At 50.4% G+C, this 17,249-nt stretch carries 13 protein-coding genes; 8 read left to right on the plus strand and 5 right to left on the minus strand.

Features of this window, described 5'->3' with window-relative positions; genetic code table 11:
* Positions 1 to 38: 38 nt before the first annotated feature.
* From bamA to lpxA, 5 genes are read left to right on the plus strand one after another with little or no spacing between them, the layout of a single operon-like run.
* A complete protein-coding gene (gene bamA, locus WCN91_RS04210; protein ID WP_342676607.1) occupies positions 39 to 2,510 on the plus strand; it encodes an outer membrane protein assembly factor BamA in 2,472 nt (823 codons plus the stop codon).
* 10 nt (positions 2,511 to 2,520) lie between these two features.
* Entirely contained in the window at positions 2,521 to 3,039 is a 519-nt protein-coding gene (locus WCN91_RS04215) for an OmpH/Skp family outer membrane protein (protein WP_342676609.1), read from the plus strand.
* A complete protein-coding gene (gene lpxD / locus WCN91_RS04220) occupies positions 3,039 to 4,064 on the plus strand; it encodes a UDP-3-O-(3-hydroxymyristoyl)glucosamine N-acyltransferase (RefSeq protein ID WP_342676612.1) in 1,026 nt (341 codons plus the stop codon). Before WCN91_RS04215 ends, lpxD begins: the two co-directional genes overlap by 1 nt.
* 21 nt (positions 4,065 to 4,085) lie before the next feature.
* On the plus strand, positions 4,086 to 4,538 hold the full coding sequence (gene fabZ / locus WCN91_RS04225) for a 3-hydroxyacyl-ACP dehydratase FabZ (protein ID WP_342676614.1): 453 nt from the start codon (positions 4,086 to 4,088) through the stop codon (positions 4,536 to 4,538).
* 2 nt (positions 4,539 to 4,540) lie between these two features.
* A complete protein-coding gene (gene lpxA, locus WCN91_RS04230; RefSeq protein WP_342676616.1) occupies positions 4,541 to 5,311 on the plus strand; it encodes an acyl-ACP--UDP-N-acetylglucosamine O-acyltransferase in 771 nt (256 codons plus the stop codon).
* A 67-nt stretch (positions 5,312 to 5,378) separates the two neighbouring features.
* Here the strand turns inward: lpxA and cydC are convergent, their stop codons facing one another.
* Genes cydC through WCN91_RS04255 form a run of 5 tightly spaced genes read right to left on the minus strand, consistent with a single transcriptional unit; the run spans position 5,379 to position 11,700 of the window.
* A complete protein-coding gene (gene cydC / locus WCN91_RS04235) occupies positions 5,379 to 7,091 on the minus strand; it encodes a thiol reductant ABC exporter subunit CydC (RefSeq protein WP_342676618.1) in 1,713 nt (570 codons plus the stop codon).
* Positions 7,084 to 8,850 (minus strand): thiol reductant ABC exporter subunit CydD, encoded by a 1,767-nt coding sequence (gene cydD, locus WCN91_RS04240; RefSeq protein WP_342676620.1) that lies wholly within the window; start codon positions 8,848 to 8,850, stop codon positions 7,084 to 7,086. The genes cydC and cydD overlap by 8 nt, the downstream gene beginning before the upstream one ends.
* Positions 8,851 to 8,854: 4 nt before the next feature.
* Entirely contained in the window at positions 8,855 to 8,980 is a 126-nt protein-coding gene (gene cydX, locus WCN91_RS04245; RefSeq protein WP_105190793.1) for a cytochrome bd-I oxidase subunit CydX, read from the minus strand.
* Positions 8,981 to 8,989: 9 nt separating this feature from the next.
* Positions 8,990 to 10,129 carry a cytochrome d ubiquinol oxidase subunit II gene (gene cydB / locus WCN91_RS04250; RefSeq protein ID WP_342676624.1) on the minus strand — a complete coding sequence of 380 codons (1,140 nt, stop codon included), beginning with the start codon at positions 10,127 to 10,129 and terminating at the stop codon, positions 8,990 to 8,992.
* Positions 10,126 to 11,700, minus strand: a complete 1,575-nt coding sequence (locus tag WCN91_RS04255) for a cytochrome ubiquinol oxidase subunit I (protein WP_342676626.1) — start codon at positions 11,698 to 11,700, stop codon at positions 10,126 to 10,128. Before WCN91_RS04255 ends, cydB begins: the two co-directional genes overlap by 4 nt.
* Before the next feature lie 305 nt (positions 11,701 to 12,005).
* On the opposite strand from WCN91_RS04255, the gene lpxB reads away from it, so the two are divergent.
* Genes lpxB through dnaE form a run of 3 tightly spaced genes read left to right on the plus strand, consistent with a single transcriptional unit; the run spans position 12,006 to position 17,244 of the window.
* Positions 12,006 to 13,163 (plus strand): lipid-A-disaccharide synthase, encoded by a 1,158-nt coding sequence (gene lpxB / locus WCN91_RS04260; RefSeq protein ID WP_342676628.1) that lies wholly within the window; start codon positions 12,006 to 12,008, stop codon positions 13,161 to 13,163.
* Positions 13,153 to 13,749 (plus strand): ribonuclease HII, encoded by a 597-nt coding sequence (gene rnhB / locus WCN91_RS04265; RefSeq protein WP_342676630.1) that lies wholly within the window; start codon positions 13,153 to 13,155, stop codon positions 13,747 to 13,749. The genes lpxB and rnhB overlap by 11 nt, the downstream gene beginning before the upstream one ends.
* Before the next feature lie 3 nt (positions 13,750 to 13,752).
* The gene (gene dnaE, locus WCN91_RS04270; RefSeq protein ID WP_342676632.1) at positions 13,753 to 17,244 is read left to right on the plus strand and encodes a DNA polymerase III subunit alpha; all 3,492 of its coding nucleotides are present in this window, start codon (positions 13,753 to 13,755) and stop codon (positions 17,242 to 17,244) included.
* Positions 17,245 to 17,249: the final 5 nt, after the last annotated feature.

Below are 17,249 nucleotides of genomic sequence, written 5' to 3' on the forward strand. Positions count from 1 at the left end.
TGGGTGAAGACACTGTAGTAAAGGACAAAGATAATAAAATGGCTATAAAAAAACATTTGGCAGTAACGAGTTTATTAGGGGCCAGTTTCGCCGCCCTGGGCCAAGAATCCTTTATCGTAGAAGATTTAAAAGTTGAAGGTCTGCAGCGAGTTGCTTTAGGCGCCGCACTGACCCATATCCCGATTAACGTGGGTGACCAAATTGATACCTATACGGTATCTAAAACCATTAAATCGCTTTATAAATCAGGCCATTTCGATGATATCGAAGTGTACCGCGATGGCGATAAAATCGTCTTTAAGGTGACCGAGCGACCTACCATCAGCGCCATTGAGTTTGATGGCAACAAGGATATTAAAGACGAGCAGCTGACCGAGAGTCTGGATCAGCAAGATATCCGTACCGGCGAGCCATTAGATAGAACGGTTTTGGATAATGTGGAAAAGGGGTTGATTGAATTCTTCCACAGTATCGGTAAATACAACGCGAAAATTGACGTTGAGGTCATTCGTCTGCCGCGTAACCGAGTGCGTCTTAAACTCAATTTTGATGAGGGTGATGCCGCCTCAATTCGTCAAATCAATATCGTCGGTAACGAACTATTCTCTGATGAAGAGCTGCTTGGTTTAGTGGAGTCAAAACAAGACTTACCTTGGTGGCGCTTTATGTCATCGGACCGTTACCAGAAGCAGACCATTGAAGGCGATTTAGAGAAAATTCGCAGCTACTACCTCGACCGTGGTTATCTGCGCTTTAATATCGACTCAACACAGGTTTCCGTAAGTCCGGAACGTGAGTCCGTGTATGTGACCGCTAACCTTACCGAAGGCGAGCAGTACATGGTGAAGGGCTTTGACTTTATCGGTGACCTGCTTGGCCGAGAAGAGTTGATCCGCAGCGTGCTCCCGCTTAAGGCCGGTGAGCTTTACAATGGCTCTGTGGTGACCTCGTCGGAAGAATTTATTAAGAGTTATTTGGCCCGCTTTGGTTATGCCAATGCCGTGGTACGCACCATTCCGGAAATCGACGACGAAACCAAAGAAGTACAGCTGGTGTTGTCCGTTGACCCGGGCAAACGTGTTTATGTACGCCGTATCGATATCTCAGGTAACCAAAGTACTGCCGATGAAGTTGTTCGTCGTGAGATGACTCAGCTTGAAGGTGCCTGGCTGTCAAACCAAAACCTTGAGCGCTCAAAATTACAAATTCAACGTTTGCCCTATATGGAAAGCGTGGAGTTTGATGTTAAACCTGTGCCTGGTGTAGATGATGAAGTCGATGTCGGCTTTACCGTAAAAGAGCAATCCGCCGGTAGCTTTACCGCTGGCTTGGCTTATGGTTCTTACTATGGCTTGCAATTTAACATTGGTGTGAGTGAGTCAAACTTCCTTGGCTCAGGTAACCAGGTGGCCTTTAATATCAACACCTCCCGTGGTTCAGAAAGCGTGAGCCTGTCGTACACAGATCCTTATTTCACCCCGGATGGTGTATCTCAGGGTTCGAGCATCTTCTATCGCAACTATGATGCCGGCGAATTCAGCCTAATCGACTATAAATCCAAGAGCTATGGTCTGGGTACCAATATCGGTTTCCCTATCAACGCCGTAAACCGTTTGAACTTTGGGGTGCGTTGGATAGAAGAAGAACTCTCCGATTTGGCTGAATACGAGCAAACGCGCGTACTGCGTGAAACCTTCCTGGACCCGGAAAATCCGGATGCTGGTTTTGAGTTTACCAAGTACGAGCTCAGCGCCGGTTGGTCTCGTGTGACTGTTAACCGTGGTATGTTCCCAACGGCCGGCTCTCGTCAGTCGTTAAACCTGGCTGCGACTACACCGAATTCAGATCTGACTTACTTTAAGATCAACTATAACTCGCGTTATTACTGGCCGGTGAGCGATGACCATCGCTGGGTATTCTCGGCCCGTGCGGCGCTGGGTTATGGTAATGGTTATGGTGAAACCAATGGTTATGAGCAGGTTCTGCCGGTGCAGGAGTTCTTCCGCATTACCGAGCAGGAATTACGTGGCTTTGACCGTAACACCATCTTGCCTCGTGCGGTGATACGTTCACCACAAAATATCCCAGGTACAACCTTGCCCGATGGTACACCTACCGGCAATATAGGTGGTGCCGAGGAGTTTGATACCCTGCAACTTGCCGGTCGTATCGGTGGTAATGCCAAGGCGGTGGCAGGCTTAGAAATGATAGTGCCAACCCCGTTTTTAGACGATGAGAACAGCAGCTCTGTTCGTACCAGTTTCTTTGTCGATGCGGCCAACGTATGGGATACAGAGTTTAACGTTGACCGTTATCAAAACCTTCAGCCCGATGAGCGTGCGCGCTTGGATGATTATTCCGATCCAGCTCGTTTCAGGGTTTCAACTGGTATTTCAATCCAGTGGATCTCGCCCATGGGGCCAATGCTAATTAGTTTTGCTTATCCGTTGCAAGAAGAAGAAGATGATAAGACCAAGACATTTAGCTTTAACATTAGTAACACTTTCTAAGGAGTTTTCTGTGAACAAACTATTTAAAAACACAGCATTAGTAGTATTAGCGACGCTAACCATGGGTACCTCGGTACAGGCTTTAGCGCACAAGGTTGGTATTGTTGATATGCAAACCATCTATGCTCAGGTACCGCAAACTGCGGCTATCGAAAACACTCTAAAAGGTGAATTCTCTGAGCGCCGTCAAGAGCTTGAAAAGCTGCAGGGCGATATTCGTTTTGAAATCGAAAAGTTTCAGCGTGAAGCGCCAACCATGAGCGAAGACCAGAAAAAAGCGCTTAACGACAAGATCAACAACATGCAAAAACAGTTTGCTGAAAAAGGTCGTCCACTAGAGCAAGAGATCAAGCAGCGTCAAAACCAAGAGTTGGCCAAGCTACAGAAAACCATTATTACGGCTATTGAAGAAGTTGCCAAAGATGGTGACTATGACGAAGTTAAGGTGAAAGACGGTACTATTTACTTCAACCCTAAAGAAGTGACTGACCTGTCAGGTAAAGTGGTTGAGCGCGTAAGTAAGAAGTAATGATGGCAAAAAGCTTAGCTGACATCGCACAACATCTAGGTGCCGAGCTAATCGGCGACGGCACCTTTGAAGTCGTTGGCATACAGACGCTTGGAAAAGCAACTGCGGCGCATATTAGTTTTTTAGCGAATAAAAAGTATCGTAGCCAGCTGGCCGATACTCAGGCTGGTGCTGTGATCCTTAGTGCCGCCGATGCCGAGCACTTCGCCGGCAACAAACTGATTTGCCAGGACCCTTATGTAGCCTATGCCAAGCTGGCACAGCTGCTCGATAGTACGCCGGCTTCGGCCGTGGGGATTCACCCAAGCGCGGTGATTAGCCCAGATGCCAAGGTGAGCCCCAGCGCCAATATTGGCCCACTGGTGGTGATAGAAGCAGGGGCGGTGATTGGTGAGCATGCGCAAATCGGTTCGCACTGTTTTATCGGCAAAGGTGCGCAAATCGGTGCCTATACCAAGTTGTGGAATAACGTGACTGTGTACCATCAGGTGCAGTTGGGCGAACACTGCTTAGTGCAAGCCAATACTGTAATTGGTGCCGATGGTTTTGGTTATGCTAATGAGCGTGGACAATGGGTGAAGATCCCTCAGGTCGGCTCTGTTATAATCGGCAACCGCGTTGAGATTGGTGCCAGTACCACCATAGATCGCGGCGCTATCGACGATACTATTATCCACGATAACGTGATTATCGATAACCAGTGTCAAATTGCCCACAATGTGGAAATTTGCGAAGGCACCGCCATTGCCGGCTGTACCGTGGTTGCGGGTAGTACTAAAATTGGTCGTTACTGTCAGATTGGCGGCCTAAGTGCCATTACAGGTCATGTAGAGATCTGTGACAAGGTGGTGCTAACTGGTATGAATATGGTTACCAGTGGCATCAATGAGCCGGGTATCTACTCTTCGGGCTTGCCACACAGCAAGAATAAAGAGTGGCGTCGTACCATAGCGCACCTACGCAATATTGGTGACATGAATAAGCGTATCAAGGCCATAGAGGCCGAGCTTAAGTCACAAGAATAACTTTGTTTTAAGGAAAAGAAGTTGGCTAATCAGTTAAATAGCTTAGACATTCAAGAGATACTGAGTTTACTACCGCACCGTTATCCGATGTTGTTAGTAGACAAGGTGTTAGATTACACCCCAGGTGAAAGTCTGCATGCAATCAAAAATGTGACCATCAATGAGCCTATCTTTACCGGTCACTTTCCTGAGCAGCCAATTTTCCCAGGCGTAATGATCCTTGAAGCCATGGCCCAGGCCACAGGTCTATTGGGTTTTAAAACCACAGAAAATCGTGGTGAGAACGAGCTATACTTGTTTGCAGCCATCGACAATGCGCGCTTTAAGCAGCCGGTATTACCAGGCGATACCATGCACTTGCATGTGAAGTTTTTAAAAGAGCGTCGCAATTTGTGGAAATTCTACGGCGAAGCACGTGTTGACGATAAAGTCGTGTGCACCGCCGAACTAATGTGTGCAAGAAGAGAGTTTTAATCGTGATCCATCCGACCGCAATTATCGAACCCGGTGCAAAACTTGCTGATGATGTTCAAGTTGGCGCTTATAGCTATATAGGCAATGACGTTGAAATCGGTGCAGGTACTATTATTGAATCTCATGTGGTAGTCAAAGGGCCGTCGAAAATCGGCAAAAACAACCACATCTTTCAATTCGCATCGGTAGGCGAGGCGTGCCAGGATAAAAAATACAAGGATGAACCGACGCAGCTGATCATTGGCGATAACAACATTATTCGCGAATGCGCCACGATTCACCGTGGCACCATTCAGGATCAGGGTATCACCAAGATCGGCAGCAATAACCTGTTTATGGCCTATACCCATGTTGCCCACGACGCGGTAATTGGCGACAACGTTATTTTCGCTAATAACGCCAGTGTCGCGGGCCACGTGCACATAGGCGACTGGGTGATCCTAGCGGGTAACTCAGGCGTGCATCAGTTCTGTAAAGTGGGTGCTCATGCCTTTATCGGCATGTACTCAGGTGTAAACCAGGATGTACCACCTTATGTGACTACAATCGGCACGCCTGCGCGCCCGGTTGCTATCAATACCGAAGGCTTGAAGCGTCGCGGTTTTGAATCTGACGAGATCATGGCCCTGCGCCGTGCTTATAAGACCTTGTTCCGTAAGGGATTGAAGGCCGATGAAGCGCTGGCACAGTTGCAAGAGGAAGTGGCTAACTTCCCTGCCATTCAGCCTATGATTGACTTGGTCACCAACTCTACACGCGGCATTATTCGTTAATAAAGCCGTAAGTAGAGCAGCTAAATTAGAAAAAACGCTAACCTGGTTAGCGTTTTTTTATACCTGTTTAAATTTGGCTGATGGCACGATACTCTTCATACTGCTGATATAACTCCTTGTGGCTAGCCACAGCTTTGAGCTGGCCTTCGTCCATCCACAGCACCTTATCCATATGATTCAGCAGTGAAGTTTCATGAGTGCTTATCACAAGGGTTTTGTTTTTAGTCAGGGTTAAGACAGCATCTAATACCTTGCTTTGATTAACAGAATCCAGGCCGCGGGTGGGTTCATCCAATATCAGCACCTGTGGGTCGCGCAAAAACAGCTGCGCCAAGTGCAGACGTCTGGCTTCGCCGGCGGACAATTGGCGTCCGGTGGCTCCTACCTGAGTGTCCAGGCGCTTAGTCATTTGCTTTACCGTGGTCGCCAGTTGCGCCTGCTCGAGCGCCGACCAGATTTCATCATCAGTGGCATCCTCCTTGGCAAGCAGCAGGTTTTCTTTAATGCTGGCACTAAAGGTGTGGCTGAATTGATTGAGCACGCCCAGCTCTTGATTAAGCCAAGCGGGGTCAAGCATCTCAACGTGAGTATCAAACGCCAGGGCTTGCCCTTGTTGCGCATGTAATTGCGCCGTTAGCAGGCCAAGTAAGGTGGACTTACCGGCGCCGCTTCTGCCGACTATGGCCAGCTTCTCACCTCGCTTTATGTCCAGAGATAAGGATTGAAAAACAGGGGGCTGATCTGGGTAGGCAAAGCAAACTCGTTCGAGAGAAAAGATAAACTCGGCGTGAGCTTTTCCTTGTTGCACCTGTGTTGGCGTTTTATCCGCTTCGGCCAATTGAGCACGAATGCGCCCGGCGCTGGCCAGGGTCAGTTCCAGTTTGAGCATGGCATCGGGCAGCATAAGCACGGACTCAAAGGCGCCTAATACCAAGAGCACCAGCATGGCCAGCTCAACCCTAGCCAGCTGGCCGCCAGTGACTAGGGGGATCAAAACCACAAGTGCCAGAACTATAGTGAGCTGGCTGATAAACAGCGACAGCCCCTGATGGGTGGCAAACCAGCGATGTGCCTTTTGTTGCTCTTTGGCCAGCGCTTGCTGCGCCTTATCCAGGCTTTGCCAATATTGTTGGGCGGCGCCCGCTAAATGCAGCTCTTTTAAGCCGCGCGCACCCTCTACCAGGCATTCACTTAACTTGCTTTGCGCATCCCCAGTGCGTTTGCCGACCCCTTTTAGATTACGACCAAGCCAGGCGGGCAAAACAACCCCGATTATAAGTAAGGCCGCAAGGGTCATTAGCATTAGCTCTAGGCTGTAGCTGCCGAGCACCCAGGCAAGCAAGGGCAGGGCTGTCATTGCCAATAACAGGGGTACTAGAACACCGATATAAAATTCATCGAGTTGCTCAACGTCTTCTTGCAACTGAGACAGGCGTTGCCCGACACTGCTAAAGCCTTGTACGGGGGCCTGGGTGAGAGCATCGAAAATACGCACCCGCAGGGTTTTGAGTATTAAAAAGGTGGTGTTGTGATTGACCAGGCGCTGGGCGTAGCCGCTCGCGGTGCGGACAATGGCCAGGAAGCGAATAATGCCCGCCGGGGTGAAGTAGTTCATGGTCACCCCTTGTAAACCGGCGGCGGCCATAGCCGCTAAAAACCAGGCGGAAACGGCCAGCAGGGTAATATTGGCGGCCAGGGCAAGAAAAGCCAAAAATAGACCTAACAGCGCCCAGCCAAGGTGGGGGCGAATGAGGGAAATAAGAAAGCGCCAATTAGCCATAAGCCACCTCCGGCGCTTTAAGCATGGTGCCAAGCTGTGAGTTGTTATCGGCGGCAAGCTCGCTATAACTGCCTTGCTCAACTAGCTTGCCCTGTTGAAGCACAAGAACCTGATCGGCTTGGCTCAAGGTATTGAGTCTATGAGCTATGATCACCACTAGAGTTTCTTGACTGATGCGCTCAAGGCAGGCTTGTACCTTTTGCTCGCTTTGCTTATCGAGCGCCGCCGTGGGTTCATCTAAAAACACTATATCCGGTCGGCGCAGTAATGCTCTGGCCAGGGCTAAACGCTGTATCTGCCCACCGGATAGACCCTGACCCAATTCGCCGATTTGGGTATCGTACTGATGAGGCAGAGACATGATAAAGGTATCTAAATCCAGCTCTTTGCAAAGCGCGCGTATAGCCTCAAGGTCGATAGAGTCGCTGCCAAGGGCGATGTTCTCGGCCAGGGTGCCACTAAATAAGGTCGGTGTTTGTGCGACCCAGGCAATGCGCTGTTGATAGTTGGCAATATCGATATCCGTTAACGCTATGCCGTTGATGCGTATGGCCGAGTTTGCTTGCGGATATAAGCCCATCAAGCAGTCCATCAGGGTGGATTTACCGGCGCCGCTTTGACCCACCAAGGCGAGTATGCCGTTAGCTCCTGTGCTAAAACTGATATTGTTCAACACCGCATTGGCGCCTTTATCAAGGTGCAGGAATAAATTCTGCACTTCTAACTTGGTGATAGATTCTAGCTTAACCTTATCTCTTTGTTCTTCTTGCTGTGGGTCTTGTGTGCTCAAAAGCGCCAGCATGGAGTCGGCGCTGGCCAGACCCTTGAGCTTGGCGTGGTAATGCTGCCCCAACTGACGCAGCGGTAGATAAAACTCAGGTGCCAACAAAAGCACCACAAAACCTGTGGCAAAATCCAGGGTGCCGAAATACAAACGAAATCCTATGATCACCGCCACCAGAGCAATGCTGATGGTGGCTAAAAATTCTAATGCCAGGGTGGAGATAAAGGCGATACGTAATACCGATAGAGTCGATATACGAAACTGATCCGCCATCTGCTCAACGCGTTTAACCTGGCTCTGGGCGTTGTTAAATAGTTTTAATTGAGTCAGGCCGTTTAGGCGATCAAAAAAGAACTGCCCCATATACTGTAGGCGTTGCCAATTCCGCTCATTCAGTGCCTGCGCCTTATAGCCAATAAGGATCATAAAAAATGGAATAAGTGGCGCGGTAATAAGAAAAATAAGCCCGGATTTCCAGTCGATGGGAAATACTACGGCGATAATGGCAAAGGGAATAAGCCCGGCATAGGCCACCGCCGGCAGGTATTTGGCGAAGTAATCGTGCAGGGCTTCCACTCCCTGATTAAGGGTGAGTACCCACTGTGATGCCGGGCGACTTGCTAAGCCGTTTTCTTGCTGTTTGACCAAGGCCTTCCACAGGGCTTCACGCATCGCCAGCTTTATATTCAGTGCACTGCGCTCAGCCATGGCGCGACTGGCTCCTATTAAGAGCGCCCGCAGCAGGCTTAACCCAGCCAGCCAATACAGGGCTTGTGCCTGCTCGGCTAGGTCTTGTCCGGCAAACATCACCTTATGACATAGCTGGGCCAGCACATAGCAACTGATGATCATTAAGACACCACTGCTAAAGCCTAAAAATATGCTTAGCAGCAAGGGGCGATTATGGGGGCGGGTAAACTCTTTTAAAAAGGCGCGCAGCTGCAGTTGCTGCGCGCGATTTGGTTGGGGATTCATGAGCTTAGAAGTGCTCCTGCTCGTCGTCTGCGATACTGTCTGTGTGCTGTTGCATTTCATACCACATCACATTAATTACGCCGAAAGCAACGGCAAAGAGTACCCCTAATATCCAAGCGAAATACCACATAATGCCTCCTTAATAACTGCCGTGAGAGTTGTTTTCAATTTCTTCATGACTGACGCGACGCCACATCTTCACATAACACCAGGTGGTATAGGCCAGCACTATGGGCAGCAGCAGTGCCACCACGATAAACATAATGTTAAGGGTCAGATGGCTGGAAACCGCATCCCAAATAGTCAGGCTCATATTGGCATCATGGCTTGAAGGCATGATGAAGGGGAACAGACTGGCACCAAAGGTCATAATAATGCCTACCAGCATCAAGCTGGTGAGGATAAAGCCCAGCCCCGCCTTGTTACGCCAAGAGCAAAGCAGAGCCAATATGCCAGCCACAAAAGCCAGTATCGGGAAGGCCATACTCCAAGGGCGTTGTTGATAGCCGTCAAGCCATAAGCCGGTACCTGTTTTCACTGTTTTTGCCAGCGGATCGGCATGACTACCGGGCTCGGCCATGGTGATAATCTGCATGCCCTCGATTTGTGTTAACCAAACTCCGGCAATGGCAAAGCCTACCAAAGCTATGATTAATGCCAGGCGCCCCAATTTAGCGGCGCGTGAGGCAACCGGATCTACGGTGCGCAGTTGCAACCAGAGACCGCCATGGGCGACCAACATGGCGACGCTAATAAGGCCGCAAAGCAGGGCAAAGGGGTTGACCAGGGCAAAGAAAGAGCCCAAGTAGCTGACCCGCATAAGATTATCTATATGCAAGGGCACCCCTTGGATAAGGTTGCCAAAGGCGACACCAAAAATCAGTGCCGGAATAAAACTGCCAGTAAAGAGTGCCCAGTCCCAGCGGTTACGCCAAGTCGGGTTATCCAGCTTGGAGCGATAGTCAAAGGCCAAGGGACGGAAAAACAGCGCAAACAGCACCAGCATCATGGCGAAGTAAAAGCCGGAAAAGGCCGCGGCATACACCATGGGCCAGGCGGCAAACAGGGCGCCACCGGCGGTAATAAGCCAGACCTGGTTGCCGTCCCAGTGTGCGCCAACGGTGTTAATGACCACACGGCGCTCGACATCTTTTTTGGCGACAAAGGGCAGCAAGACGGCGGCACCCATATCCATGCCATCGGTGATGGCAAAGCCGATAAGCAGGGCACCAATTAACAGCCACCAGATCAGTTTTAGGGTTTCGTAATCGAAAATCATACCTGAGTCTCCTTAAGGGCAGCCTGGCGTTCAAAATGATACTTGCCGGTATGCAGCGAGCTCGGCCCTTGTTTAATAAAGTGCAGCATTAACCACACCTCGATAATGGCCAGTATGGTGTAGAAGATAATAAAGCCGGTGAGGGAGATCAGCACATCATTAAAGGTCAGGCTGGAGGTGGCCATAAAGGTAGGCAGCACTTCGGAAATCGCCCAGGGTTGGCGACCGAACTCGGCCACAAACCAGCCTGTTTCTATGGCTATCCAGGGCAGGGGAATGGCAAATAAGGCGGCTTTAAGCAGCCAGCGTTTACGCTCAATAACCCGTTTAGCGTTGTAATAGAAAGAGGCGGCGAAGATAAAGAGCATGATCACCCCACAGGCTACCATGATGCGGAAGGTCCAAAACAGCGGCCCAACGGCAGGGATGGAGTCCTTCACCGCCTTAGCGATTTCTTCTTCGCTGGCGTTATAGACATCATCGCGATAGCGCTTAAGCAACAAGCCATAGCCTAGGTCGGCCTTGTACTTGTCAAATTCGGCAATGATCTCGGAGCGGGTATCGCCATTACGCAACTTTTCCAGATAGCGATAGGCAATCATACCGCTGCGGATCCGTACCTCGTGCTGCTGCTGTAACTCCTTGATACCTGTGACCTCTTCATCAAGTGAGCGGGTGGCAATAATGCCCATCACATAGGGGATTTTAACCGCGGCATGGGTTTCCTGCGCGTCTGAGTCGGGAATGCCGAACAGGGTAAAGGCGGCGGGAGCGGGCTCGGTTTCCCATTCTGCTTCAATGGCGGCGAGTTTAACCTTTTGCACCTCACCGACCTCATATCCTGACTCATCGCCAAGCAAGATCACGCACAGCACAGAGGCTAAACCAAAGCTACAGGCCACCGAAAACGAGCGTTTGGCAAAGGCCACATCGCGCCCTTTAAGCAGGTAATAGGCGCTGATCCCAAGCACAAACATGGACGCGGCGACATAGCCGGCGGACACGGTATGAATAAACTTCACCTGGGCAACCGGGTTAAAGACCAGCTCGGCAAAGCTTTGCATTTCCATGCGCATGGTTTGGTAATTAAATTCTGAGCCCACCGGATTTTGCATCCAGCCGTTGGCGATAAGGATCCACAGCGCCGAGAGGTTAGTGCCTATGGCCATTAAGAAGGTTACACCCAGGTGTTGCACCTTGGTTAGGCGATCCCAGCCGAGGAAGAACATGCCAACAAAGGTGGATTCGAGGAAGAAAGCCATCAGGCCTTCGATGGCCAGCGGCGCGCCGAAGATGTCGCCGACATAATGCGAATAGTAGGACCAGTTGGTACCAAACTCGAACTCCATGGTCAGCCCGGTGGCGACCCCAAGCGCAAAGTTAATACCGAATAACTTGCCCCAAAACTTGGTCATATCACGATATATTTCTCGCCCCGTCATCACATAGACGGATTCCATTATCACCAAAATCCATGTCATCCCTAATGTCAATGGCACGAATAAAAAGTGATAGAAGGCCGTTATTGCAAATTGCAGACGGGATATGTCTACAAAGGATTCATCTATCATGGTTTACCCCTAATGTAAGCTGTTTGAACTTTCAGTAATAATTGAAAGTTTGCATAGTATCCGTACTTGTTGGTTAACAGTCAACCACATATTAGCAGTTGCTAATTTATAAAAAAGCCCATTGCGATGAAAAAACAGCCTGCTTGTGCCTGGCTTGCGTCTGACTTGTGTTAAGTGCCGAGGGGTTAAAGAATCGGCTATATTTCAGCGCCATGGATTTGTGCGCCGCTAAGGTTTTAAGCACACCCTAAACAGGGTAGACTAGGCTGTTAATAATAACAGTGGTAATGGGAAGCCCCCTTTAAATGAGCGCAGCAGCTAAACCTCTACGTATCGGTATTGTTGCCGGAGAAATGTCGGGCGACATTCTCGGCGAAGGCCTGATGAAAGCGATATTGAAATCTCACCCGGATGCAGAGTTTGTCGGCATAGGTGGCCCGCGTATGCAGGCACTGGGCTGTGACAGCCTGTTTGATATGGAAGAGTTGTCGGTGATGGGTCTGGTTGAGGTGCTCTCACGTTTGCCACGTCTGCTGCGTATTCGCAAAGGACTGGTGCAGCATTTTATCGCTAACCCGCCGGATGTGTTTGTCGGTATCGATGCGCCGGACTTCAACTTGCGTGTTGAACTGCCCCTTAAAGAAGCGGGTATCAAGACTGTGCATTATGTCAGCCCTTCGGTGTGGGCATGGCGACAAAAGCGTATTCATAAAATCGCTAAAGCCACCAACCTGGTGCTTTCCCTGTTACCCTTTGAAAAAGCATTTTACGATGAGCATCAGGTGCCCTGCACCTTTGTCGGTCACACCCTGGCCGATGATATTGCCGTTGAGCAGGATAATACCCAGGCGCGGGAGCAATTAGGCTTATCGCCCGAGGATAAGGTACTTGCTTTGCTACCTGGCAGCCGTGGCTCCGAGGTTGGCTTGCTAACTCCTACCTATGCGCAAACCGCCGAGCGTTTGCAGCAGCAAAATCCGGACTTAAAAGTAGTGGTGCCTTTGGTTAATGAAGCTCGTAAGGAGCAGTTTTTAGCACTGCAACAAGAGCATGCGCCAAACCTAAAGGCTATTTTGCTTGACGGTCAGTCCAGCTTGGCAATGCAGGCCAGCGACGCCATTTTGCTGGCCTCCGGGACCGCCTCGTTGGAAGGCATGTTGTATAAAAAGCCCATGGTGGTGGGTTATAAGCTTAAACCCATGACTTACTGGATGGTGCAAAACGTCTTTACTTTTACCATCAAGTATTTCTCGCTGCCAAACCTGCTGGCCGATGAAGAATTAGTGCCCGAATATTTGCAACATGAATGCAATGTCGATGCCCTGTGTGCGGCGCTGGAGACGCGCCTGTACGGTGACAACAGTACGCTAATCGCCCGTTTTACCGAAATTCATCAAAATATTCGTTGTGATGCCAGCCGTCAGGCGGCCAAAGCCGTATTGGAGCTTATCGATGCAAATTAATCGCCCTGACGTTCAATATATTGCCGGTGTCGATGAAGTAGGACGCGGCCCCTTGGTGGGCGATGTGGTCACCGCCGCGGTGATCCTTGACCCCAATAAGCCTATTGCCGGTCTAACCGACTCGAAAAAGCTAAGCGATAAAAAGCGCCAGGCCTTGAGCGAAGAAATCAAAGAAAAAGCCCTGAGTTACTGCATTGCCCGCGCCACGGTGGCAGAGATTGACGAGCTTAATATTCTCCACGCTACCATGCTGGCCATGAGCCGCGCCGTAGCCGGTTTGGATATTACCCCAGACTTTGTGTTTGTTGATGGTAACCGTTTACCGGCGCTCGATATGGCGGCGCAGGCCGTGGTGAAAGGGGATGCGCTGGTGGCGGAGATCAGTGCTGCATCTATTTTGGCTAAAGTGGCGCGCGATCAGGAAATGATCGAGCTTGATGCCCAGTATCCTCAATACGGCTTTGCCGGGCATAAAGGCTATCCGACCAAGGCGCATTTTGAAGCCTTGGCCGAGCATGGTGCCCTTGAGCAGCACAGAAAAAGTTTTAAGCCCGTACAAAGGGTACTGGCCGAGCGAGGACAATAAGCTATGGCTGCACCTCAGTTCGTTCATTTACGGGTTCATAGCGACTTTTCCATGGTCGATGGCCTGGCTAAAACCAAGCCCATAGTCGCTAAGGCGCAGGAGTTGCAGCTCAGCGCTCTGGCCATTACCGATCAAATGAACCTCTGCGGCCTGGTGCGCTTTTATGGTGCGGCCCATGGCGCCGGGATTAAGCCCATAGTCGGGGCCGATATCTGGCTTAATACCCCGGAATTTCCCGATGAGCCTTGTCGTTTACTATTGCTGGCGAAAAACAATCAGGGTTATCAAAACCTCACCTTGCTTATTTCCAAAGCCTATTTGCGCGGTCATGTAATGCACCGTGCCATGGTCGACAGAGACTGGCTGGCAGAGCATGGTGAAGGCCTGATCATTATTAGCGGCGGTAAAGACGGTGACCTGGGTAAGGCACTGCTCAAAGGTAATGCCGGTATTATCGAAGAGATCAGCCAGTTTTATCGCACTCATTTCCCCGGTGATTATTATTTAGAGCTGATCCGCACCTCGCGCGCCGACGAAGAAACTTATTTACACCTGGCGGTTGAGCACGCCTATGCGCATCAGCTGCCTGTGGTGGCCACCAACGAAGTGGTCTTCTTAAAACCGGACGACTTTGAGCCCCATGAAATCCGTGTAGCCATCCACGACGGTTACACCCTGGAAGATAAGCGCAGACCTAAGCGTTTCTCGCAGGAGCAATATCTAAAAACGCCCGAGCAAATGACCGAGCTGTTTAGTGATATTCCCGAGGCACTGCAAAACACGGTGGAAATTGCCAAGCGCTGTAACGTCACAGTGCAACTGGGCACTTATTTCTTACCGGATTACCCCACGGGCTCGCTGAAAATTGATGACTTCCTGGTTAAGGTCTCTCAGGACGGTCTTGAAGAGCGTTTACAATTCTTATTCCCCGACGAGCAGGTGCGCGCCGAGCGCCGCGGTGAATACGATGAGCGTTTACAAATCGAGCTCGATGTAATCAACCAAATGGGATTCCCAGGTTACTTCTTGATCGTAATGGAGTTCATCCAGTGGTCCAAGGATAACAATATTCCTGTGGGCCCGGGGCGGGGCTCGGGTGCTGGTTCACTTGTGGCCTATGCCCTGAAGATCACCGACCTGGATCCATTGCAATTTGACCTGCTATTCGAGCGATTCCTAAACCCAGAGCGGGTGTCCATGCCCGACTTCGACGTCGACTTCTGTATGGACCGCCGCGATGAGGTAATCGACCACGTAGCCAAGTTGTATGGCCGCGATGCGGTATCCCAGATCATCACCTTTGGTACCATGGCGGCCAAGGCGGTAATTCGTGACGTGGGCCGGGTGCTGGGTCACCCTTATGGTTTTGTTGACCGAATTTCCAAGCTGATCCCAGCTGATCCGGGTATGACGCTTGCCAAAGCATTTGAAATCGAACCGCGTTTACCGGAGGCCTATGATGGTGACGAGGAAGTACGCGACCTGATAGACATGTGCCGTATTCTCGAGGGCTGTACGCGTAACGCCGGTAAACACGCCGGTGGGGTTGTGATCTCACCCACTACCATTACCGATTTTGCCGCCCTGTACTGCGATGAAGAGGGCAAGTTCCCGGTTACCCAGTTCGATAAGAACGATGTAGAAACCGCCGGTCTGGTTAAATTCGACTTCCTGGGTCTGCGTACACTGACTATTTTGCAGTGGGCCTTGGATATGACCAACGAGCGTCTTGCCCGCGAAGGCAAGGAGCCGGTGGATATCAATGCCATTCCTTTGGATGACAGGCCCAGTATCGAGCTGCTGCTGCGCGCCGAAACCACGGCGGTATTCCAGCTCGAATCCCGCGGTATGAAAGACCTTATTCGTCGTCTTAAGCCGGACTGCTTTGAAGATATGATAGCCCTGGTGGCCTTGTTCCGTCCGGGGCCACTGCAATCGGGCATGGTAGATAACTTTATCGACCGTAAGCATGGTAACGAGGAAATCTCTTACCCAGATGCCCAGTACCAGCACACCAGCTTGCAACCCATTTTGGAGCCGACCTATGGCGTAATCCTGTATCAGGAACAGGTTATGCAAATCGCCCAGGTTCTGGCGGGTTACTCGCTCGGTGGCGCCGACTTATTACGTCGAGCCATGGGTAAGAAAAAGCCGGAAGAAATGGCCAAGCAGCGCTCGACCTTCGAAGAAGGGGCGATACAAAACGGCGTTGACGGCGAACTGGCGATGAAAATCTTCGACCTGGTAGAGAAATTCGCTGGTTATGGTTTTAACAAATCACACTCCGCCGCGTATGCCCTGGTGTCGTATCAGACCCTGTGGATGAAAACCCATTATCCGTCCGAATTTATGGCCGCGGTAATGTCGGCGGATATGGATAACACGGACAAGATAGTTACCCTGGTGGACGAATGTGAAAACATGAAGCTCACCTTGTTGCCACCGGATGTCAACGCCGGCCTGTATAAGTTTACCGTGAACAAGCAAGGCGAGATTGTCTATGGTATCGGCGCCATTAAAGGCGTGGGTGAAGGCCCGGTAGAAGCGATTTTGAGCGCCCGTGAGCAGGAAGGGCCGTTTAAGGACCTGTTCGACTTCTGTGCCCGAGTTGATTTAAAGCGCCTTAATAAGCGGGTGATCGAAAAACTGATTATGGCCGGTGCCATGGATAAGCTGGGCCCGGATCCTGTGCAAGGTGGTCGCGCCATCTTGATGGCTTCATTGCCAGAAGCGATTAAATCTGCAGAGCAGCATAATAAGGCCGAACAGCTAGGGCAGGGCGACCTCTTTGGCCTCTTGGCCACCGAGCCGGAAGAGGTTGAACAAGCCTTTAAACGAGTGCCATACTTTACCGATAATCAATGGCTTGATGGTGAGCGTGATACCCTGGGATTATTCCTAACCGGGCACCCAATCAATCAGTATCGTGGCGAACTTAAGCATTATACCAGCGGTAAACTCGTCGATCTGACGCCGACTGAGCGAGATGTGCAAACCACGGCGGCGGGCTTGGTGATCAGCGCCCGAACTTTGATAAATAAGAAGAATAAACGCTGGGGATTAATCACCTTAGATGACAAGAGTGCCCGTCTTGATGTACGCTTATTCCCAGAACAGTTTGAAATGTTCCAAGAATTGCTGCAAATCAACAATATCTTGGTGATAACTGGACAGGTCAGCTTTGATAACTTCTCTGGCGGCATTACAATGACCGCCCGAGACGTCTGTACCCTCGCCGAGGCCCGTGAAAAACGCATTAAAGCGATGAAAATGACGGTGGATATGGCACAAGTTGATGACAACTTCTTCGAAAAGTTGGAAAAAGTGCTGGAACCGTACAAGTTTGGCACCTGTCCGGTAAAAATACTGTACCGGCGACCAGATGCCTTGGCTGAGCTGGAACTAGGAACACAATGGTGTGTGACGCCTGCGGATGACTTAATTCATAAGTTATCTCTGATGGCGGCACAAAATATAGAATTAGAATTTAATTAAATGGG

The sequence above is a fragment of the Pseudoalteromonas qingdaonensis genome (assembly GCF_038739665.1).
GTDB classification, from domain to species: Bacteria; Pseudomonadota; Gammaproteobacteria; order Enterobacterales; family Alteromonadaceae; genus Pseudoalteromonas; species Pseudoalteromonas qingdaonensis.

Excerpts from the sequence above, each read along its gene's own strand:
- bamA (WP_342676607.1), top strand. The coding sequence starts at position 39 with ATGGCTATAAAAAAACATTTGGCAGTAACGAGTTTATTAGGGGCCAGT.
- lpxD (WP_342676612.1), top strand. The coding sequence starts at position 3,039 with ATGATGGCAAAAAGCTTAGCTGACATCGCACAACATCTAGGTGCCGAG.
- cydC (WP_342676618.1), bottom strand. The coding sequence starts at position 7,091 with ATGGCTAATTGGCGCTTTCTTATTTCCCTCATTCGCCCCCACCTTGGC.
- cydD (WP_342676620.1), bottom strand. The coding sequence starts at position 8,850 with ATGAATCCCCAACCAAATCGCGCGCAGCAACTGCAGCTGCGCGCCTTT.
- cydX (WP_105190793.1), bottom strand. The coding sequence starts at position 8,980 with ATGTGGTATTTCGCTTGGATATTAGGGGTACTCTTTGCCGTTGCTTTC.
- cydB (WP_342676624.1), bottom strand. The coding sequence starts at position 10,129 with ATGATTTTCGATTACGAAACCCTAAAACTGATCTGGTGGCTGTTAATT.
- WCN91_RS04255 (WP_342676626.1), bottom strand. The coding sequence starts at position 11,700 with ATGATAGATGAATCCTTTGTAGACATATCCCGTCTGCAATTTGCAATA.
- lpxB (WP_342676628.1), top strand. The coding sequence starts at position 12,006 with ATGAGCGCAGCAGCTAAACCTCTACGTATCGGTATTGTTGCCGGAGAA.
- rnhB (WP_342676630.1), top strand. The coding sequence starts at position 13,153 with ATGCAAATTAATCGCCCTGACGTTCAATATATTGCCGGTGTCGATGAA.
- dnaE (WP_342676632.1), top strand. The coding sequence starts at position 13,753 with ATGGCTGCACCTCAGTTCGTTCATTTACGGGTTCATAGCGACTTTTCC.